Raw genomic sequence first — 21406 nt, 5'->3', positions numbered from 1 at the left:
ATATATCAGGAGGTCGGAGAAACCGACGATGGTTGCTCTCCCCTCTCCCCGATATCCATTGGCATTCGCAAAAGATGTAAAGACATTCGGAAGAGAAGATGTAACTTCACAAAGGAGTGTGTATGTCTGAGAAGAATCTTGCGATATACGACACGATCGAGCACGCCAAGGCCGTGCTTGACCGCCAGGAGGCCCCGCACGCCTCCAAGGCCGGCTGGCTGATGGTCACCGCCCTGCTGATCGAGTCCTGGGATATCTACTCGATGTCCTTCATCATGACCCACCTGAAGGACGTGTTCCATCCGAGCGCCGGCCTGCTGGGCTTTACCTCCGCCGGCACCCAGCTTGGCGCCATCGTGGGCGCCATCCTCGGTGGCTGGCTCACCGATAAGTTCGGCCGCCGCAACATCTTCATGGCGTCGATGACCATGTTCGCCGTCTGCGCCGTGGCTCAGGGCTGCGCACCCAGCATGGAAGTGCTGGCCGTCATCCGATGCATCGCCGGCATCCCGGTCGGCGCCGACGTCGCCAACGGCTTCACCTACATGATGGAGATCATGCCGAAGGGCAAGCGTGAGGTCATGGCCAACAGGTGGCAGTTCATGTTCTCGCTGGGCATCCTGTGCGCCATCTGCCTTGTCACCGCCTTCGAGCTCGGCTCCATGCACCCGAACGTGACCTGGCGTATCATCCTCGCCATCCCGGCCATCCCCGCAGTGCTCCTGCTCCTCGCCCGTCACAACCTCCCCGAGACCCCGACCTGGTACGTCGAGCACGGTCGCTTCGTCGAGGCCCGCAAGGTCGCCGCCGACTACTACGGCACCGACTGCCTGGCCGACGTCGTGCCGGACCACGACATGCAGCTGCCGCGCGTCACCTGGGGCGAAGCCGTCAAGGATCTGTTCGCCGACCCGTTCACCCGTCGCAGCACCATCTTCGCCTGGATCTCGAACTTCGTGCAGGCGCTTGAGAACTACTCCTTCTCCTTCTACCTGCCGACCATCCTCGCCGGCCTCGGCATCGCGACCCTGGTGCAGAACAACCTCGCCATGTTCGCCGTCTACTGCCTGGCCTCCGTCTCCGCCTTCGTCGGCCCGCTGCTGCTGAAGAAGATCGGCCACAAGGGCCTGAGCCAGTGGGGCTTCGGTCTGGTCGCCGTCGGCATCGTGATCTCCGTCGTCGGCATCTCCACCAACAACATGCTCATCATCATCGCCGGCTCCGGCGTGATGCTGTGGGGCCACTACTGGTCCTCCGAGTCCGGCCAGACGGTCGCCTCCCTGGTCGCCAAGCCGGCCTACCGTGGTGCCGCCTCCGGCATCGCCTACACCTTCGTCAAGCTCGCCTCGTTCGTCACGCTGTGGGTCTTCCCCACCCTGTTCGAGAACCTTGGCGTCGTCAAGGCCGATCTGATCGTGGTGATCTTCCCGGTCATCGCCTTCCTGGCCGCAACCTTCATCCTGCCTGAGGTCTTCGACCACGCGGTTTCCGCCGAATCCCTCAAGAAGGGAGGAGAGCTCAAGGACTGACGTTCCCATCCCGGCCGATCCGATTCATTTGCCAGACGGCGGATCGGCCCGGATCGGACCCGAATCAGCCCGAAACCGATCACCGAACATTTCCGGTCGGCCATGGTCAGCTGCCATCGACCGTCGGTCGTGCCGCTTGCCTTTCCTTCCGCGGCACGACCGGTCACGGCCGATCCCAGCCTGACCGACCGGCAACCATGGCGACAGCATCGTCGCCGTAAGCAACCAACCAACAGTCGTCACGCCAACCCGTTACGGCAACCAACATCACAGTTCTGCAAAGGAGCGAACATCAAAATGAGTGAGATCCCTACCATTGAAAGCATCAAGCTGACCCCGACCCGCGTCCCGCTGCCGGAAGGCCCGTGGGGCGATCAGATCCACCACGTGGAGAACATCGAGGTCGTGATCGCCGAGGTCACCGGCTCCAACGGCCTGACCGGCGTGGGCTTCAGCCACACCTCCGGCTGGTGCGGCGCCACCATCGCGCAGCTGGACGAGGAGATCATCCCCGACGTCATCGGACTGAAGGTCTCGCCGCAGGGACTCTGGCGTCGCTCCTACAAGTACATCCACGATGTCGGCGGCGCCGGCGTCACCACCCACGCCCTCTCCGCGCTCGACATCGCGTACTGGGACCTGCTCGCCAAGTCGCTCGACGTCTCGCTGTACGACCTGCTGGGCAAGGTGCGCGACCGCGTCCCGCTGTACGGCTCCGGCATCAACCTGAACCTGAGCATCGAGGAGGTCGTGGAGCAGGTCAAGCGCTGGAAGGCCGAAGGCTACATCTGCGCCAAGGTGAAGGTCGGCAAGCCCGACATCGAGGAGGACGTCGAGCGTCTGACCAAGATTCAGGAGGCCGTGCCCGGATTCCCGCTGGCCGTGGACGCCAACCAGGGCTGGACGCTGCCGGCCGCACTGCGCGCGTTCAAGAAGTTCGACCACCTCGACCTGCTGTGGATCGAGGAGCCGCTGCCGAGCGACGACATCGTCGGCCACAAGGTGCTGCGCGAGCGTGTGAACACCCCGATCGCCCTCGGTGAGAACACCTACACCCTCAACCAGTTCAACCAGCACTTCGAGCAGGGCTCCTGCGACTACGTGCAGGCCGATCTGGGCCGCGTCGGCGGCATCACCGGCTACCTCGACATCGCCGCGGCCGCCCGTGCGCACAACCTGCCGATGACCCCGCACTTCGTGATGGAGCTGAGCGCATCCCTGCTCTCCTGCATCCCGAACATCTACGCCTCCGAGATGACCGACGGCGGCACCTGGACTGCGCTGGGCATCTTCAAGCCGTCCGACAACATCAAGAACGGCTACTGGACCCCGCCGACCGCTCCGGGCCACGGCCTCGAGGTGAACTGGGACTACGTGAACGCCCACAAGTTCTGATTCAGCTCTGATTCGCCTGACGAGTTCTGGCAAATACCGACGCATAACGGATTTCCGGGTCGGCCGATTCGGCTGTTTTGGTTATTTTGGCTGAGTCGACCGGCTTGGAAAACCGTGCGCCACTCCCCTACTCCTCAATTTCTCCTGACACAAAATACCGTCATCGTATTTTCGGCCACGGAACCTTTCCTCCCTTTGGGTTCCGGGGCCGTTTTGTCGTTTTCGGAGGGCAACTGTTGTCAAATTGTTGCCCGGGCGATTGACAGTGAAATATCACATGCATATCATGTGTGATCGGAACGGGGGGACCGCTCCAAGCAACCTAGAGGAAGTGTGGCATTATGAAGTCTCAGAACAAGTTCGTCAAGGCCCTGAAGCGCATGTGGACGATGGAAGGCATGGATGAGTCTCCGGTCGACGCCGAGATCACCGGCCTCTCCGCCCGCATGAGCATGTGATTTTTCGGATCGGGCGGCCTTCGGTGGTCGGCCGATCACATGATCGTCGATCTTCGATCGCGATCCCCGCAACGCCGTCGGCATCCAATCCCACATCGGATGCCGACGGCGTTGTTGTATATGGAAGCTTATTCCTCGTAGAGATCTTCCGCGGTGACAAACGACATCCGTTTGTCACCTGCATGCCGATTTCTCGTGGATTCGGCAACGGAATTCTTCGTGAACAATGTCATCCATGCATCGTCGGTGTGGTATCCCTTTATGAGACCGGCTCGTCGGTGAAGTCGTGCGATGGCTTCGGATTCGTTGAATGAATTACGCCATTTGCATTCGCCGAACAATATGGCTTTGGCCGAGGGATCGGCGGCAATGACATCGATGTCCGTCTGTTCGCGTGCTATGGGGTCATTCCCCCACCATTTGCCGAACTGCGTGGCGATGAACGGCAATTCTCCGGCAGCGTTGCGGCGAATCAGCCACTGTTGGCATACCGTTTCGAATTGTTGTCCCACATAAGTATCGAATGCCGGGCCGAACGCGAGCTTCCTCGCCACGATCTCGCCGATGTTGCCCTCCAAAACGCTCATATTGCGGCCGACGAACCTGAACCAATAGGCGAAGAACGGGTCCGAGACGACGTACATGCCTTTTCTGGATTTACTTGGATCGTCGCCGAACGGTACTTTGCGGTCGATCAGTCGCAGTCCCACCAACGTTTTCAGATAGGCTCCGATGGAATCGGCGTCAACACCGGCATGTTCGGCGATGAGCTTCGGCGTGGCCTTGCCTCCCGCAATGGCCAGAAGAATCGAATAATAGGATGCCGGTTCGCGCAGCTCCTCGCGAAGAAGCATCATCGGTTCCTCTCTTAATACACCGAGGCTGTCGAACATCAGTCGCAGCACATTGGCTTCGAATCCGTCCCGTTCTCGTAATCGTGCGAGATAGTAGGGTGTTCCGCCGAACGCGGCATAAAAGAGGATTCGTTCCTGAGCGGGCGTGTTCGGAAGGAATTTCGCCGCGTCAGCATAGTCGAACGGCAACAGACGGATCTGCGCGGTACGGCGACCGTATAGCGGGCTTTTTCGTCCCAGTACGTTGTTCTCCATGAACCCTTCGTTACTGCCGGACAGGATCATTGTCATGTTGGTCTTGAGGAAACCATGATCGATCGCAATCTGCAGAATGGATGGCAGCGCTGGTTCCGCAGTGGCGGCGTACGGAAATTCATCGAATACGAAGACTATGCGTTTGTCGCTTTTCTCGGTCTGTTCCGCGACGAACGACAGTGCCTCTCTCCATCCTCCGAACGGTGGCGTTGATGCGGGCATGCCGAAGAATTCCATCACGGCACGGGAGAAATCCTCGAGATTCATTTTGGCGCTCTGCTGGATGGCGGTGAAGTACAGCGCCTGCTTGTCCTTGACGAACTCGTCGATCAGGGCAGTCTTCCCGACACGGCGTCGTCCGTACAACACCACCATTTCGAATGAATCGCTGGAGTACAGACGCTCCAGTGTCTTGAGTTCATGCTCTCGGGCTACAAACATGATCTGCCTCCGCTTTTCATCTGGTTAATAGGAGTTACCGATAGTCAATCATTAAGAGTGTTACGATTACCTTAATCAAGATTAAGGTAATCGTAACACTCTTATATGTATAGAGCGCAATGCATGGCAAACCGATCGTCGTAATGCAGCCTGCGCCCGGTTGCCGAAGGCGTGCGGGGTGATATCGGGCAAACTGATGGCAACAAAACGGCGTGGTTTTGCAAGATCGCCATATCCTATATCCAACCAATATACCGGTTAGATATCTCAAAGCGAATCAGGACTTTCAAGGAGGAAAGACCATGAGCGAGAGCACCACGCCGACTCAGCTCGCACCGGACAACCAGGCCGCCCAGCTCGCACCGGACAACCAGGCCGCCCAACCCGTATCGGACACCCAGCCCGCCGAAAGCACCACGCGACCCGGCTCCGCCCGTCCGAAGGCGAACGTCACCATCCAGTCCGACATCAACGAAGGACCCGCCGAGGCCGCGGCCGATCGACATCGATACGACGCCGCCAAGGTGCATGATCTGCTCAGCCGGATCGTGCAGGGATACGGTCTGAGCAAACGGGACGGCGACATCGTGGCCGACGTGCTCTCCTTCGCCGATCTGCACGGCATCGACTCCCACGGTGCCCAGCGATTCCAGCTCTACGACGCGCAGATGGGCAATAAGATCGACCCGAACGGCAAGGCCGAAGTGGTGGTCGACACCCCCGTCAGCACGATCATTGACGGGCATGGGCGCATGGGGCAGCTCAACGGCTACGATGCGATGACGATGACCATCGACAAGGCCAAGGCGACCGGCATGGCCATCGCCGCGGTCCGTCATTCCTGCCACTACGGCGCCGCCGGCTACTACGCCAACATGGCCGCCGAACAGGGGCTGATCGGCTTCTCCGTAACCAATACCGAGCCTGCCGTATACCCCCTGTACGCCAACGACGTATGGCTGGGCACCAATCCGATCGCCTGCGCCATCCCCACCCGCCCGCACACGTTCTACTTCGACGCCAGCACCTCCGTCGTGGCATACGGCAAGGTCGAGCTCTACTCCAAGCAGCGAAAGAACACCCCCGCCGCATGGGTGGTCGACCCGAACAATGATCCGATCCTCGACTCCACCGACGCGCTCGGCCGGCTGATGCGCTACGACAACGAAGCCGGTCTGCTCGCCACAGGCGGCAACAGCGAACTCACCGGCGGCCACAAGGGCTACGGATTCTCGGTATTGGTCGAGTTCTTCTCCGGCATCGTCTCCCAGGGCGCGACCACCGATCGCACGGCCATGGGTGATCCGGTCGAGGGCATCAGCCACGGGTTCATGGCGATCGATCCGCGGATCTTCGGCGACGCGGATACGATCATGCGCAACTTCTCCGACTACCTCGACGAAATCCGTCACCTGCACGCGGTGCCGGGCCGGCGCATCTACGTCCACGGCGACAAGGAGGCCGAGGCGTATGAGGATCGCATCGCCAACGGCGTGCCGATGTACCACAAGACCATCGTGGAACTGCGCCGTATCTGCGATCGGTTGGGAGTGGACTACACTGGCGTGATCGACTACTGATCGATTTGCCGATCGACCCCGATCGGCTGTCGATGGAACAGTGTGGTTGAACAGTGCGAAGGAAGACAATGGCAGGAAGCAAACGGGATCAGGCGTACGAGTATCTGCGCCGGCAGATCGTACTGTGCCGCATCAAGCCGGGGGAGCCCCTGGATGAGAAGCTGGCGGCACAGGAACTGGGATTCAGTCGGATGCCCGTGCGGGAGGCGGTGAACCGGCTCGCCGAAGAGCATCTGGTGAGCGTGTTCCCCTCCCGCGGCGTGATCGTCAATCAGATCTCCATTCCGGTTTTTCAGGAGATGCTCGACATCCGCATGCTCGTGGAACCGTATCTGCTGCACAAGTCCCTGCCGAATCTGGTGGCGGAGGATCTGCGCGGATTCCGCGACGTCATGACCGAGCGCATCGAGAACCCGCAGGTGGAGTCGGATTCCGTGGACGACGATTTCGACTACCGGTTCCACATGTACTTCGCAGAGAAGGCCGGCGGACGGTATCTGATTTCGATGATGTCCACGCTGATGACGCAGAGCCAGCGCATCCGATTCTTCGCCGCGGTCGCACCGCAGCGGCTGATCGAAGCGTATCGCGAGCATGTGGCGATCATCGACGCGGCGCTGGCCGGCGATCTGCAGGCCGGCACCGAGGCCATCATGACCCATCTGCGCAACACGCGCGAAGGATACGACCGTATCTACCATGCTCAGGAGCCGTATTTCCGCAACTGATCGCCGGACCGATCCCGTGTGATTGCTGCTATTCGGGCGGATATATCAGACGGGTATCAGCCGTTACCGGAATGGTGATTACGGAACGATCGGTATATATACAATGGAGCGTATGGCAGGAACGGGGAAAAAGAAGATCCGCAAGACGCCCGACGAGCGTAGGCGGGAGATCACCGAGACGGCGGCGCGGCTGATCAGCGAACGAGGGTTCAACGGCATTTCACTCAAGGACGTGGCCGACGAGGTCGGGATGAGCCAGCCCGGTCTGCTGCACTACATCGGCAACAAGGACGGTCTGCTCTCGCTGCTGATCACCGACATCTACGACACCAGCGGCACTCCGGACGATTTCCTCGAATCCGGACTGCCGGGCAGCGACCCGGAAGGACCGCTGTTCCCCGCATATCTGCGGTTTCTCGTGCGACATAACGCCCAGCGGCGGCAGATGGTGCAGCTGTACATGGTGCTGGAGGCCGAGGCGTTCAATCCCGATCATCCGCTGAACGACTACTTCCTGAACCGGCCGATGGAGGTCTGGGAGCATTATTCGAAATATCCGTGGAAGCTGCCGCCCGGCGTGGAATGGGATGTGCACATGCAGGCCGTCGTACGCATGGTGACCGAGGCGATGGACGGCATCCAGCTGCGGTGGCTGAGACTGCCGCCCATCGACTACTACGACGAATGGCTCGCCTTCGAACACGTCCTGTTCCCCTCGCCGGTTTGGGACGGGTATCGGTAGGCAGTCCTTTCGGGCTTCCCCTCGCTTCGCTTGACCACCCTCAGTCCGCCTGCCGGCGTCCAGCTCCCGACGTGTTGTGCGACGCGCGCCTGTGCAGGCGCACTGCTACGAACGATCGCCGATCGTTCGTCCAGCGGGAGCACGTACTTGGCCTTGCCTTCCCCTTGAGGGGAAGGTGGCCGGCGAAGCCGGTCGGATGAGGTGGCATGGACGATGGTGCGTTGGATCCACCTCATCAGTCTCGCTGCGCTCGACAGCTTCCCCTGCTAGGGGAAGCCCGTGCGCTTCGCCCGGTGGGAGCATGATGTTGTGCCCCCGCCGGCGGGGGCTGTCGGCAGAGCCGACTGGGGGTGGTCGAGTCCGCCATGTTCGAAGACAAACGGGGGTTTATCGCTCCTCAATACGCCCTAGTAAGCGATCATGAGGGTGCTGACCGAGGCGGCGGGCAGGTTCACCGTGATCTCACCGGAGCCTGAGGTGCGGACCGCGGCATCGACGTCCACCTTGCGGGAGCGGACGAGATCCGGCTGCTCGGCGGTGTTGACGTCGTGCGGATCATCGGCGGCCAGCGTGGTCATCGACGTCACCCGGGCCGTGGCCGGCAGCAGCAGCGACACGTCGGCGGCGTCGTGCATATGCGCGTTGGTCAGATTCACGGTGATCGTCCTGCTGGCTCCACCGGTCTCGTCGGTGCCACCGACGTTACCGGCATCCGCGCCGGACTTCGACGCGAACACGTACACCTGCCCATCCGCGGAATCCTGACGTGGCACATCCAACGCCACGGCGTCGCGATGCGCCTTGTACATCATGAACACGTCGTAGTTCGGCGTGAGCACGGTGTGCTCCCCGAAGGTGAGCACCAGCGAATTGAGCACGTTGATCGTCTGCGCGTTGCAGGCCATGGAGACCTTGTCACAGTTGCGCTGCAGCAGGTCGAGCGTGAGCGCGGTGGTGATCGCGTCGCGCATGGTCACCTGCTGCTTCAGCGCCGGCCGGGCGAAGAACGCGGGCTTGTGCCAGTTGCCCCACTCGCCGATGATGAGATCCACATGCTCCAGCTTGGAGTCCATGGCCACCTCCGGCTCATGGATCAGCGCCAGGCCGTTGTTCATGAGCCGCCACTGATCACGCAGAATGTCCTCCAGCTCGAGGCATCCCTCGATCACCGTCTTCCATCCCGCCTCATCGAACTCGGTGGGGGTGTCGGCGTCGTTGTCCACGTTCCAGTTGTAGAAGTGCAGATCGTAGCCGTTGATCGGCGGCTGACGGTACTCGGCCAGACGACGGAAGAACTCTTCGGTCCATGCCACGCGCTCGCGCGGCTTGTTGCCGTCCGGTCCGCAGGCAATCGCATACATCGGCGAGGGCTCGAACACGTCGGTGGTGAACTTCGGCATGGCCGAGGCGAAACGACGGTACTCGTCCATGTAGGTGGACGGGGTCATCGTGCCGCCGCCGGCCCACACCTCGTTGCCGATGCCCCAGTACTTCACGCCGTAGGGCCTCTCATGGCCGTTCGCCGCGCGTTCGCGGACCAGATCGGTGGGCTGCTCGCGGTTGCAGTACTCCATCCAGTCCTTCATCTCGGTCACGGTGCCGGAGAGCATGTTGATGTTGATCCACGGTTCGGCGCCGAGCATTTCGCACAGCCGCAGGAACTCGTCGGTGCCGAAGCTGTGGTCGTCGAGCTCGTAGGTGGCGAAGTTCTCGTTGAATGTGGTCCTGCGCTCGGACTGCGGTCCCACGCCGTCACGCCAGTGGTAGGTGTCGGCGTAGCAGCCGCCCGGCCAGCGGATCAGCGGCGGCTCCAGCGCACGCAGCGCGTCGAGCGTGGCCTTGCGGTAGCCGTCCTCGTTCTCGATGGGGGAGTCCTCGCCGACCCACAGTCCCTCGTCGATGCACTCGCCGAGGAATTCGATGAACTGTCCGTGCAGCTTGGGGTCGATGCGTCCGATTTCGCGATTCGGATCAATGACGATGCTCATGACGTGTTCCTTACTTGATCGGCTATTGCCGGTTACTTGACCTTCTTGATCAGCATGATGAAGATGCAGGCGATCACGACCATCACGATGGCGGTGGGGAACACCATGCCGTAGGAGCCGGTGTTGACCACGATGGCGGAGGTGACGATCGGGCCGACCATCTGGCCGAGGGTGGTGGCGATGTTCAGGATGCCGAGGTCCTTGCCGGCCTCCTCCTCGTTGGGCAGCACGTCGACGTTGAGGGCCTGGTCGACCGAGCCGTACATGCCGTAGCCGAAGCCGCCGATCGCGGAGAAGAGGATCATGCCCATCGGGCTGTGCATGAGCCACGGCAGGGCGTAGCCGACGGCGAGCAGCAGGCTGGCGATGACCACGGGCACCTTGCGGCGGCCGATCTTGTCGGAGATCGGGCCGGCGGAGAGCGCGGAGATCAGGGAGACGACCATCAGCACGATGCTCATGGTGGAGATGGTGACGGCGGAGTCCTTGGTGGACTGGCCGATGTAGTCCTGCAGGATGTACAGCTGGTAGTTGAGGATCATGTAGTAGCTGAACAGCAGCAGAGAGCGGCCGACGAACGCGAGCCAGAAGTCGCGGGCGCCCTTGATCGGCGGGCGGAAGGAGGCGATCAGGCTGCCGAAGTCGGCCTGGACGGCCGGCATGTCCTTGCTGGACTGCTCCTTCGGCCAGCAGATCACGGCGGCGATGCCGGAGATGCCCATGACGACGCCGGAGACGATGAAGCCGGGCAGCTGCATGGTGATGAACTGGGCGCCGACGATCTGGCCGAGGGCGGAGCCGAACAGGGTGCCGGCGGAGATGAACGCGCTCATGGTGCCGCGCATGTCTTCGGGCACGCGGTCGGAGAGGGAGGCGATGATCGGGGCGATCATCATGTTCAGGCCGACCATGGAGACGCAGTAGCTGATGCCGATGGTGGTGCCGTCGGGCAGGATGCCGATGAGGAACAGGGAGATGCCGGCGATGATGCCGCCGGAGGCGATCCACGGGGTGCGGCGGCCGAAGATCGAGCGGGTGCGGTCGGAGAGGTTGCCGACGATGAGGTTGGAGATCAGCGAGGCCAGTGCGGTGGCGGAGTTGAGCACGCCGAAGATGGCTTCCTTGCTGTCGGGGGCGATGTCGGTGAGTCGCTGGGGGAGCAGGACCGCGGCGACGACCTGCAGTGCGAGCATCCAGCAGAACGAGAAGATGAAGAACGCGATGCAGAAGCGCATCTTGTGGATCTTGGAAAGTGCCGTTGCGGGAGCGGCCGGCTGGGCCTGAGACATGGTGATCTCCTTGTGTTCTCTCTGTCATTACCACGGCCGCGCGGCATTGCGCGGTCGGAGTCGTCGGTCGGCGGCTGCGGAAGGAAGGGGCGGTCGCGACCTCGTGGGGTGAAAAGCTCGCCGTGGCTTTTCGTGGCTCTTATCTTATATCTTAAAAATATAAAATAAGAACACGGCGTGTCTTGGCGAACCGGACGACGGTGTTAGTCTTCTGGGAAGAAACGACGGACAGGGGGAGAGTCATGGTAGATGAGCAATCGGGATTTCGGCCGATCAACCGGCGTCGGCGTCTCTCCCCGGAAGCCCGACGGGCCCAGATCGCCGAGGCCGCGGCCGATCTGATCTCCCGATACGGGTCCTACGGATTCTCGATGCAGACGCTGGCCGACGCCGTGGGGCTGACCGTTCCCGGTCTCGCCCACTACGTCAGATCCCGCGAGGAACTGCTGACCCTGGTGATCGAGCGGTATTACGATGCCTCGGGGATCGTCCCCGAATACGTCATCGCCGAGCGGACGGATTCCGCGGATCGGGGGAGGTGGCGGGCGGCTTCCGATGATGAAAGCGACGTCCGATCGGATGTCGAAGGTCTGCTGAACTATCCGGCCTCGATGCGTCGTCTTGTGGAAAGCAACGCTCGTCGTCCACAGATGGTGAACCTGTTCATGCGGCTGTCCATCGAGGCGGCCGATCCGAACCATCCCGCGCATGATCTGTACGCTCGGCGGCACCGCAAGGTGTTGGCCGACATGATGGGCAAGCCTTGGAACCTGCCGCCGCAGTATCGGGATCCCGAAGCCATGCATGATCTCTTCGTCACGGTGTTCTTTGCCATGGACGGTGTGCAGGAGCAGTCCCTGACCAACCCCGACGAAACGATGCTCGACCTGTGGAGTCGCGCCGAACGAGTGCTGTTCCCCTCGCCGATCTGGGACGGGTATCGGTAGGCAGTCCTTTTGGGCTTCCCCTCGCTTCGCTTGACCACCCTCAGTCCGCCTACCGGCGTCCAGCTCCCGACGTGTTGTGCGACGCGCGCCTGTGCAGGCGCACTGCTACGAACGATCGCCGATCGTTCGTCCAGCGGGAGCACTGCTGCATTGGACTGCTCGCCTGAGTTCTAACGACGCCTCTGGCATTTTCCTTGCGGACTCGGTTTTGGGGACAAATCTTGGGCTTCCCCTGCTAGGGGAAGCCCGTGCGCTTCGCCCGGTGGGAGCATGATGTTGTGCCCCCGCCGGCGGGGGCTGTCGGCGGAGCCGACTGGGGGTGGTTGAATGCCACTGCGGTTGAATCTTCTCGCCTGTCGGCTCGCCTGAGTCCTAGCGACGCCTCGGGCGCTCTCTTTACGGGTTCATGGCGAGAATCTGCGTTATCTAATGAATTATTTATCGAAAAACGTGAGACGTTTTGTAATCTGGCAATCGATGAAATCCTTGATTTCCTGCCGATTGTTGCGATTGATAGCCGATCTTTCCGGTATGTCCCCGTATTGACAGGCCGAGTAACCGCACGGTATTATCTAATTATCTAACTGTTATTCGAAAACTGAATACCCAAGGCGAACAACTCGAAGGAGAGCTGATGAGCAAGAACACCGTTGACGACATCCTGTTCGGCGCCGCATACTACGACGAATACATGCCGAAGGGCGAGGATCGCGTCGAAACCGACATGCGGCTGATGAAGGACGCCGGCATCAACGTGATCCGCATCGCCGAATCGACGTGGAGCACCTGCGAACCCCAGCCGGGCGAATTCGACTTCTCCCACGTCGACCGCGCCCTCGACGCCGCGCACGCGGCCGGTATCAAGGTGATCGTCGGCACACCCACCTACGCCGTGCCCACCTGGCTGGTGAAGATGCACCCCGACGTGCTGGCTGTCACGCCCAACGGCCCGGGCAAGTACGGCGCCCGCCAGATCATGGACATCGTCAACCCCGCCTACCGCTTCTACGGTGAGCGCGTGATCCGCCGTCTGATCGCCCACGTCGCGAACCATCCCGCGGTCATCGGCTATCAGGTCGACAACGAGACCAAGTACTACGACTCCTGCTCCGCGGACATGCAGACCCTGTTCGTCAAGTATCTGCGAGGCAAGTTCAACGACGACCTGACCGAGCTCAACAATCACTTCGGCCTCGACTACTGGTCGAACCGCATCAACTCCTGGGAGGACTTCCCGGACGTCACCGCCTCGATCAACCAGTCGCTGCGCGGCGAATTCGACCGGTTCCGCCGTACCCAGGTGGCCGAGTTCCTTGCCTGGCAGGCCGACATCGTGCGCGAGTACGCCCGCGACGACCAGTTCGTGACTCAGAACTTCGACTTCGAGTGGCGCGGCTACTCCTACGGCGTACAGCCGGCCGTGAACCACTTCGAGGCGCAGACCGCCGTCAACATCGCCGGCGTGGACATCTACCACCCCACCGAGGACGAGCTGACCGGCAAGGAGATCGCGTTCGGCGGCGACATGACCCGCTCGATCAAGGACGGCGCCAACTACATCGTGCTGGAGACCGAGGCGCAGGGGCAGCACGGCTGGCTGCCGTTCCCCGGCCAGCTGCGTCTTCAGGCCTACTCCCACCTCGCGGGCGGCGCCGACGGCGTGATGTACTGGCACTGGCATTCGATCCACAACTCCTTCGAGACCTACTGGAAGGGCCTGCTGTCGCACGATCTGGAGCCGAATCCCACCTACGAGGAGGCCGGCGTGTTCGGCCGCGAGATCGCCGCGCCCGAGGTCGGCGGCCGTCTGCGTCATCTGAGGAAGCGCAACCGCGTGGCGATCATGGTGAACAACGAGTCGCTCAGCGCCCTGGAATGGTTCCGCATCGAAACCGGCTTCCCGGACGGCGTCGGCCCGAACTACAACGATGTGGTGCGTCGCGTGTACGACGCGCTGTTCGAGCTCAACGTGGAATGCGACTTCATCCCCGTCGACGCCCCGGCCCGCAAGCTCGCCCAGTACGAGATGATCGTGACCCCCGCGCTGTACTGCGCGCCCGAGTCCACGCTGGCGGCATTGCGCGGATTCGTCGAGGCCGGCGGTCATCTGGTCTCCACCCTGCGCTCGTTCGTCACCGACGACGAGGTGACCGTGTGGCACGACCGCGCCCCGCACATGCTCACCGACGTGTTCGGCCTGACCTACAACCAGTTCACCCGTCCGAAGAACGTGGGCCTCACGTTCGGCGAGGCGTTCGGCGGATCGGATGACCCCGCGCTGTCCGGAGCTCAGTCCGCTGTGCTGATCGAACTGCTCAAGCCCGCCGAGGGCACCGACGTGCTCGCCTCCTACGACCACTACGCGTGGAAGGACTATGCGGCGATCACCCGCCACGCGTTCGGCGCCGGTACCGCCGAGTGGATCGGCACGCTGCTCGACCCGGCGGTGATGAAGGCCGTGCTGCATGAGGCCGTGACCAGCGCCGGCATCGAGTCGGCCGGTCAGGGTCTGGCCGGTCAGGTGACCGTGCGGCAGGGTGTGAACGAACGCGGCGAGACCGTGACCTACCTGCTCAACTACTCCGCGCAGCCGGTCTCGATCTCCAGCCCGGTGGCCGGCGAGGTCGTGGTGGGCGGTCGGCAGATCGTCACCGCAGGCACGGCCGAGGACGATCTGACGGTCGGACCGGCCGCGGGCACCAGGGTCGAGATCGGCAACGCGATGACGATCGGACCGTGGAATCTGGTGGTCATCGCCGGCTGATCCGGCTGCCGGATCGTCCGGCTGCGGACCGGTGTCGGGGAGGATCCGATCGGACGGATCCTCCCCGGTCTATCGAATTATTACTCAGTAAGGCTCTCACTGTCGTTTAGACTGGATCCAGTCATCAAACGATAGTGAGAGCCTTCTCATTGCCTATATTTTCTGCCATTCTTGGCAACACGCCCGAAGTGGCGTCATGGTCGTTTGCGCTTTTGACAAACCAAACGGTTGGTTTTATCATAAAGTTATCTAACAACCGGTATATAGCTCACAAAGCCGTAGGGATACCGGTCGGAAGATAGGTCGATGACGACTGATTGGAAGGAAGAAAAGTAATGGCAACTGCAACCCTGTCCAAGGAAGAGCGCCTCGCCGCGCATTACGCGGCCATCGAGGCGGCCTCCAAGGATCCCACCCTTTCCCCCGCGACCGGCAAGCCGGTCTCCAAGGTGTCGCTGTTCCGCTTCGGCGCCGGATTCCTGATCTTCGGCATCCTGTGGATGAGCGGTCTGGGCATCGTCTCCGCGGTGCTGCTCCCCGAGCACTACAAGGCCATCGAAGGTGCCGACCCCGAGGCCCTGGTCGGCATCGTCAACGCGTTCACCGCCGTCGCCTCGCTGGTCTCCAACCTGCTGTTCGGCAACTTCTCCGACCGTTCCCGTTCCCGCTTCGGCCGTCGTACCCCGTGGATCGTGTTCGGCGCCGTGCTCGGCGGCGTGACCCTGTTCCTCACCGGCACCACGCATAACGCCGTACTGCTCACCATCTTCTACTGCGCCTGCATGTTCGGCCTGAACTGCATGATCGCCCCGATGGTCGCCATCCTCTCCGACCGCGTGCCCTCCGGCGTGCGCGGCACCATGTCCGCCTTCTACGGCGCCGGCGCCACCATCGGCGCCCCGATCGGCACCATGATCGGCGCCATCTTCATCACCAACCTCATCCCCGGCTTCGCCGTGGCCGGCGTGCTCATGTTCCTCGGCGGTCTCGTCTCCGTGCTCATCATCCCGAAGGAAGCCCCCGCCGACTTCCTGCCGAAGGACGAAGGCTCCTTCAAGGACGTGCTGATGAGCTTCCGCCCGCCGAAGTTCGCCACCGCCCACGACTTCTACAAGGCATTCGTCGGCCGCTTCTGCATGCTCATCAGCTACCAGATGATCAACGTCTACCAGCTGTACATCATCCAGAACTACATCGGACAGAGCGTCAAGCAGTCCGCCGTCACCATCTCCGTGGTCTCCTCCATCATCATGGTCGTCTCCCTGGTCGGCTCCTTCATCTCCGGTCCGCTCTCTGACTTCATCGGCCGCCGTAAGGTCCCGGTCATCGTGGCCTCCGTCCTCTTCGCGATCGGCATCGCCATGCCGTGGATCTTCCCCTCCTCGATGGGCATGTACCTCTTCGCCGGCATCGCCGGTCTGGGCTACGCGGTCTACTCCGCGGTCGACCAGGCCCTGCTCGTCGACGTGCTGCCGAACAAGGAGGAGGCCGGCAAGGATCTGGGCATCCTGAACCTCGCCACCACCCTCGGCCAGATGTGCGGCCCGATCCTGATGTCCGCCATCGTGGTGAACCTCGGCTACTCCTTCGCCTTCCCGGTCTCCATCGCGCTGGCCATCATCGGCTGCTTCTTCATCCAGATCATCAAGGGCGTCAAGTAACACCTGACCAGACCCTGACCTTTCCCGGTCCGTTCGGACCTCGGATTCCCGCCGGCGGAAGCTCAATCCTTTCCCCTCCGCTTCCGCCGGCCTTCTCCATACCGCTTTTCACCCCTAAGTCATACTGCCGGACGCACTGCCGGTCACACCACCAAAGGAGCACAACATGACCACATGGATCGCAACGACGCAAACCGATAAGCTGGTCGACCGCACCGCCGACGTCAAGGCCACCGGCGCGGTCTCCTCCGCTGACCTGCAGCTCGACGGCAAGGAGTACCAGGCCCTGCGCGGCTTCGGCGGTTGCTTCAACGAACTCGGCTGGCTGCCCCTGCAAACCGTGACCGAAGAGGAGCGCGCGCAGATCATCAAGGAGCTGTTCAGCCCCGACGAGATGAACTTCACCTTCAACCGCGCCCCCGTCGGCGCCAACGACTTCGCCGACCACTGGTACAGCTACAACGAGACCGAGGGCGATTATGAGATGGAGCACTTCTCCGTTGCCCGCGATGAGGAGACGCTGATCCCCTACATCCACAGCGCCCAGAAGTGGCAGCCCGACATGCAGCTGTTCTCCAGCCCGTGGTCCCCGCCCACCTGGATGAAGAAGCCGAAGGCCTACAACTACGGCCGTCTCGTCGACACCCCGGAGAACCTCACCGCCTACGCGAAGTACTTCGTCAAGTACATTCAGGCCTACGCCGAGCACGGCATCGACGTCACCCAGCTGCATGTGCAGAACGAGGTGTTCGCCGACCAGAAGTTCCCCAGCTGCCTGTGGACCTCCGACCTGCTCAAGACCTTCATCCGCGACTACCTCGGCCCCGCCTTCGAGGAGGCCGGACTCGACACCGACATCTGGCTGGGTACGCTCAACGGCCCGGAGGACATGGCCTTCACCGGCGGCTACGGCATGAAGCTCGACAACTACAACCGCTTCGTCGACAACATCCTCTTCGACGAGAACGCCCGCAAGTACATCAAGGGCATCGCCTACCAATGGGCCGGCCGTGACGCCATCCAGCGTACCCACAAATCCTGGCCCGAAATCGAACTGATCCAGTCCGAATCCGAGTGCGGCAACGGCGAGAACAGCTGGGAGTACGCCGAGTACGTGTTCCACCTGATCAACCACTACCTGCGCAACGGCGCCACCGCCTACACCTACTGGAACATGATCCTCGACGATCAGGATTCCACCTGGGGCTGGTGGCAGAACTCGCTGTTCACCATCACCGCCGATACGCACGAGATCCGACGCAACCCCGAATACTACGTGATGCGTCACTTCTCGCAGTACGTGCGACCCGGCGCCAAGGTGCTCGGCACCACCGGCCACTTCAACTCGATGGGCATCGCCTTCCGCAACCCGGACGGCTCGGTCGTCGTGGCCGTGCAGAACGCCCTCGACTACGAGATGCCGTTCTCGTTCGCCGACCCGGAGAACCCCGAGCGCAGCGTGAGCGTCACCCTCGACCCGCGCTCCTTCAATACCTTCGTGCTGTAAGGACGAACGTGCTGTAAGGGGTACATAGAGTTTTTGCAGTCTTACCTCTGAATTGGTTGCAGTTGGGCGGCCGGTTCCTGCTTCGCGCAGGGCCGGCCGCCTTTTTCGTGTTGGAGGATGTCTTGCCTGAAGGTGGCCGGCGAAGCCGGTCGGATGAGGTGGCAATGCGTTGTTCGACCACCCTCAGTCCGCCTACGGCGTCCAGCTCCCGCCGGCGGGAGCATGATAGGCCCCGCTGGATGAACAGTCCGGTGGACTGTTCATGGCAGTGCGCCCCTGCGGGCGCGCGTCGCACAAGATGTCGGGGGCTGGCGGCGGAGCCGACTGGGGGTGGTCGAGCGACGCTTGTGTCGGGAATGATCAAACCGCCCTTGACCCAAACGCCATCGGCGTAAGGTCGGACGGGACGGGATCGTCCTGAGGAAACGGAGAGGATCATGACCTATACGCAGGCACTGCTGGGATTCGCGCTGGTCGCCGGGGCGATGGCTCTGGTCCCCGGACTCGACATGATGATGGTGCTGCACGAGACCATCAACACCTCACGGTCGCGTGGTCTCGTCGCGGTGTGGGGTATCTCTCTGGGCGTGCTGGTGTGGGCGGTGGCCGCGGCTGCCGGTCTGGCCGCACTGATCAAGGCGTTTCCCATGGCCTACGATGCGATCCGGATCGTCGGGGGGATCTACCTGTGCTATCTGGCGTTCAGCATGGCCCGGAAGAAGCGAGATGGTCGCAGACACGATGGCCAGACCGATGGTGGCTCCACTGACGAGGTCGCCGACGACACCTCGTCAGTCACGTCTGAGACGCGACGGCTTCCCCTCGAGGGGAAGCCCGGGGCTGCCGGAATGATGGGAATGCTACGTCGATCAGCGTTCAGAGACTGCGCGGAATCGTTCGTCCGTGGCTTCCTCACCGACTTCTTCAATCCCAAGATCGGCGTCTTCTACATCGCCGTCATCCCGCAGTTCCTGGTCCCCGGCATCGGCAATCTGGAGATGGGCGTTTCGCTCGGCCTCGTCCACTTCACGGAGAGCGTGCTCGTGCTTACCTCGGTGTGCCTCGCCGCCTCGTACTTCGCGTCGCGGCTGCATAATGAGCGCTCGCAGCGGATCCTCGGTCTTGTCTCCGGCGGCATCATGGCCCTGCTCGGTGGCCTCACCATCGCCGATGTGGTCAGATCCCGGATCTAGTCGGTCTGCGGAGCCGGATGACCTACGGGAACCGGATGGTCTACGGGAACCGGGTCGTCCGGCAAAGTCATTCGGGACGGGTCATTCGGGGTGAGCCCCCGGGGTAATGTGGCAGTAAACGGCGGTAACGGTGCTGTCAAAGTCGTGAAGGGGAGTGAGCGATGTCTGGGAATAGGGGACGTGGAGTCGGCGGCGTACTGGCATGGATCGTCTATATGGTGGTGATCGTGGCTCTGGTGGTGAGTCTCAAGTCCATTGCCGGAATGCCCGCCGCGGATCAGGCTCATCTTCTCCTTGGCCGATGGACGTGGCTGGTGCCGTGGGTTGCGACGGGGGCGGTGCTGCCGGTGTTCGTGTGGCTGTCGCGCGGGTATTCGAAGGTCTTCGTCGTCCTGACCGCGATGGTCTACGTGATCGCGTGGCTGGCCCTGGGCATGAAATGCGCGGGCATCAGCGAAATCGGCATGGTCGACGTGACGATGATCGATCGGATCAGCGACGTCCTCAACATCGTGGCGTTGGCGGCGCTGTGCGGGACGGCGGTGAAGGGGAGTGGCTCGCGGTCCTAGGTGTCTTGGTCCCTAGGCATTCCGGGTCCTAGGCATCCAGAAAATGGCGGGGAAAAATTCGGGGAGAAACGGCAGAAGAAATAGCTGGGGCGTGCGATGTCCGATCGAGGTGACGTCGCACGCCCCTGTACTGTGTTGCCGACTACTCCTTGCCGCCGAAGGCACCCTTGAAGGGGTCGTCGGCGCCGTCGAAGACGGGCTTCTCGGTGAGGGGGTACAGCTCGTCGAGCGTGTAGGTCTTGTACTCGGTGGGGCTCTTGGCGAGGATGATCTGGAAGTCGCGCTCGCAGAACTCGCACAGGAACTCACGGCACATGCCACACGGCGAACAGTAGGCGGTCAGCGGGCCCTTGGCTGAGCCCACCACCACGATGCGGGTGAATTCGTGATGGCCTTCGGAAACGGCCTTGGCGCAGGCGGTGCGTTCGGCGCAGATGGTGGGGGCGAAACCCATGTTCTCGATGTTGCAGCCGGTGTACACCGTGCCGTCGGTGGCCTCCAGTGCGGCGCCCACGCAGAAGTGGGAGTAGGGGGAGTAGGAGCGCTCGCGCGCTTCGATGGCCTTGGTGATGAGTTCTTCGGTGCTGGTCATGATGCTCCTTCGCATTGGTTTAACGCTTTACCAAAGGAAATTGTAGCAGCGTCATGGCCCGTCGAGTTCACTCTTTGCGCCTCTCCTCAAAGAGTGAATTGATTTTGGCGATATGCGGATAGGTTGAGCGCCATTGCTATGAGTATGAGCGGATTTTCAGTTCACTCTTTTTCTAGGCTCGAAAAGAGTGAACTAAAAACCGTCATCCACTCAGCGATACCCCTCCCACAGCGGCATCGGGAACAACACGTCCTCGCACTGCGCCCACATGGTCTGGAAATCCTGACCGGGCTTGCGCAGCCAGCGCAGCTGCACGCCGTCCATCATGCTGAATCCGGCCAGCATCACCTCGGCCGGATCAATGCCCTCCGGCACCGCCCAGTTCACCTTCATGGCCTGCTCCACGCCGTCGCGCTCGCGCTGGGCGAAGTAGTCGTGGGCGGGGTGATTCGGGTCGAGGGCCTCGGCGCTCAGCGTGGAGAACATGTGCACGAGGTTCGGGCGCTTGGCGTTGATCGCCACGTTCGCGCGGAACATCGCGGCGATCAGAGGCCGCGGCTGGTTGGCGCATTCGCGTAGCAGCTCGTTGGTCTCCTGATCGTACATTTCGGTGAGCACCAGACGCAGCAGCCCCTCCTTGCTGCCGACGTAATGCAGCACGCCGGCCTTGGTGAGCCCGACGCTGGTGGCGATCTTCTGCAGCGACGTGCCGTAGTAGCCGAGCGTGCCGAAGTGCTCGACGGCCGCGTTGAGGATTCGCGTGCGGCGGTCGATCTGCTCTTCGGGGGCTTCCGAAGCGGAAACGGCCGAGGCGGCCGAGACGGTGGCCTTGCGGCTGTGACCTGCGGAGCGGCCCGTGCCGCGTTCTGCAGTGCGGCCGGTGGCGCGGCCTGCGGCGGGGGAGGTGCGGCCGG

General features: G+C 62.1%; 16 protein-coding genes. 11 read left to right on the top strand and 5 right to left on the bottom strand.

What is annotated here, in order from left to right; translation table 11 throughout:
• Positions 1 to 122 precede the first annotated feature (122 nt).
• Both CSQ87_RS09960 and CSQ87_RS09955 read left to right on the top strand, forming a co-directional pair.
• The gene (locus CSQ87_RS09960; protein ID WP_100513728.1) at positions 123 to 1529 is read left to right on the top strand and encodes an MFS transporter; all 1407 of its coding nucleotides are present in this window, start codon (positions 123 to 125) and stop codon (positions 1527 to 1529) included.
• A gap of 297 nt (positions 1530 to 1826) precedes the next feature.
• A complete protein-coding gene (locus tag CSQ87_RS09955; RefSeq protein ID WP_207761141.1) occupies positions 1827 to 2924 on the top strand; it encodes a mandelate racemase/muconate lactonizing enzyme family protein in 1098 nt (365 codons plus the stop codon).
• 586 nt (positions 2925 to 3510) lie between these two features.
• Here CSQ87_RS09955 and CSQ87_RS09950 read toward each other — a convergent pair.
• Entirely contained in the window at positions 3511 to 4932 is a 1422-nt protein-coding gene (locus CSQ87_RS09950; protein ID WP_100513727.1) for an ATP-binding protein, read from the bottom strand.
• A 302-nt stretch (positions 4933 to 5234) separates the two neighbouring features.
• On the opposite strand from CSQ87_RS09950, the gene CSQ87_RS09945 reads away from it, so the two are divergent.
• The 3 genes from CSQ87_RS09945 to CSQ87_RS09935 all read left to right on the top strand — a co-directional run bounded on the left by CSQ87_RS09945 (position 5235) and on the right by CSQ87_RS09935 (position 7982).
• Positions 5235 to 6512, top strand: coding sequence for an Ldh family oxidoreductase (locus CSQ87_RS09945; RefSeq protein WP_100513726.1), 1278 nt, complete (start codon positions 5235 to 5237; stop codon positions 6510 to 6512).
• A gap of 68 nt (positions 6513 to 6580) precedes the next feature.
• A complete protein-coding gene (locus tag CSQ87_RS09940; RefSeq protein WP_100513725.1) occupies positions 6581 to 7240 on the top strand; it encodes a GntR family transcriptional regulator in 660 nt (219 codons plus the stop codon).
• A gap of 112 nt (positions 7241 to 7352) precedes the next feature.
• Complete coding sequence (locus CSQ87_RS09935) at positions 7353 to 7982, top strand: TetR/AcrR family transcriptional regulator (RefSeq protein ID WP_100513724.1); 630 nt, start codon at positions 7353 to 7355, stop codon at positions 7980 to 7982.
• A gap of 407 nt (positions 7983 to 8389) precedes the next feature.
• On the opposite strand, the gene CSQ87_RS09930 is transcribed toward CSQ87_RS09935, so the two are convergent.
• Both CSQ87_RS09930 and CSQ87_RS09925 read right to left on the bottom strand, forming a co-directional pair.
• The gene (locus CSQ87_RS09930; protein WP_100513723.1) at positions 8390 to 9970 is read right to left on the bottom strand and encodes an alpha-N-arabinofuranosidase; all 1581 of its coding nucleotides are present in this window, start codon (positions 9968 to 9970) and stop codon (positions 8390 to 8392) included.
• Positions 9971 to 10002: 32 nt separating this feature from the next.
• On the bottom strand, positions 10003 to 11259 hold the full coding sequence (locus CSQ87_RS09925) for an MFS transporter (protein ID WP_100513722.1): 1257 nt from the start codon (positions 11257 to 11259) through the stop codon (positions 10003 to 10005).
• 242 nt (positions 11260 to 11501) lie between these two features.
• Here CSQ87_RS09925 and CSQ87_RS09920 point away from each other — a divergent pair, with 242 nt between their 5' ends.
• The 6 genes from CSQ87_RS09920 to CSQ87_RS09895 all read left to right on the top strand — a co-directional run bounded on the left by CSQ87_RS09920 (position 11502) and on the right by CSQ87_RS09895 (position 19900).
• Entirely contained in the window at positions 11502 to 12206 is a 705-nt protein-coding gene (locus tag CSQ87_RS09920; RefSeq protein WP_100513721.1) for a TetR/AcrR family transcriptional regulator, read from the top strand.
• A 634-nt stretch (positions 12207 to 12840) separates the two neighbouring features.
• On the top strand, positions 12841 to 14970 hold the full coding sequence (locus CSQ87_RS09915) for a beta-galactosidase (RefSeq protein ID WP_100513720.1): 2130 nt from the start codon (positions 12841 to 12843) through the stop codon (positions 14968 to 14970).
• Positions 14971 to 15305: 335 nt separating this feature from the next.
• Entirely contained in the window at positions 15306 to 16631 is a 1326-nt protein-coding gene (locus CSQ87_RS09910) for an MFS transporter (protein WP_100513719.1), read from the top strand.
• Between the two features lie 166 nt (positions 16632 to 16797).
• Complete coding sequence (locus tag CSQ87_RS09905; RefSeq protein WP_100513718.1) at positions 16798 to 18138, top strand: glycoside hydrolase family 30 protein; 1341 nt, start codon at positions 16798 to 16800, stop codon at positions 18136 to 18138.
• A gap of 437 nt (positions 18139 to 18575) precedes the next feature.
• Entirely contained in the window at positions 18576 to 19331 is a 756-nt protein-coding gene (locus CSQ87_RS09900; protein WP_100513717.1) for a LysE family translocator, read from the top strand.
• A gap of 215 nt (positions 19332 to 19546) precedes the next feature.
• Complete coding sequence (locus CSQ87_RS09895; RefSeq protein WP_100513716.1) at positions 19547 to 19900, top strand: hypothetical protein; 354 nt, start codon at positions 19547 to 19549, stop codon at positions 19898 to 19900.
• Positions 19901 to 20042: 142 nt separating this feature from the next.
• On the opposite strand, the gene cdd is transcribed toward CSQ87_RS09895, so the two are convergent.
• Together cdd and CSQ87_RS09885 are read right to left on the bottom strand one after the other, a co-directional pair.
• On the bottom strand, positions 20043 to 20492 hold the full coding sequence (gene cdd / locus CSQ87_RS09890) for a cytidine deaminase (protein ID WP_100513715.1): 450 nt from the start codon (positions 20490 to 20492) through the stop codon (positions 20043 to 20045).
• Between the two features lie 210 nt (positions 20493 to 20702).
• A complete protein-coding gene (locus CSQ87_RS09885; RefSeq protein WP_243388913.1) occupies positions 20703 to 21266 on the bottom strand; it encodes a TetR/AcrR family transcriptional regulator in 564 nt (187 codons plus the stop codon).
• Positions 21267 to 21406 lie beyond the last annotated feature (140 nt).

Origin of the sequence: Bifidobacterium simiarum, from assembly GCF_002802905.1 — a bacterium.
GTDB lineage: Bacteria > Actinomycetota > Actinomycetes > Actinomycetales > Bifidobacteriaceae > Galliscardovia > Galliscardovia simiarum.
Note: the sequence above shows the minus strand (reverse complement) of the source record. Positions and strands in the feature narration are given on the sequence as shown.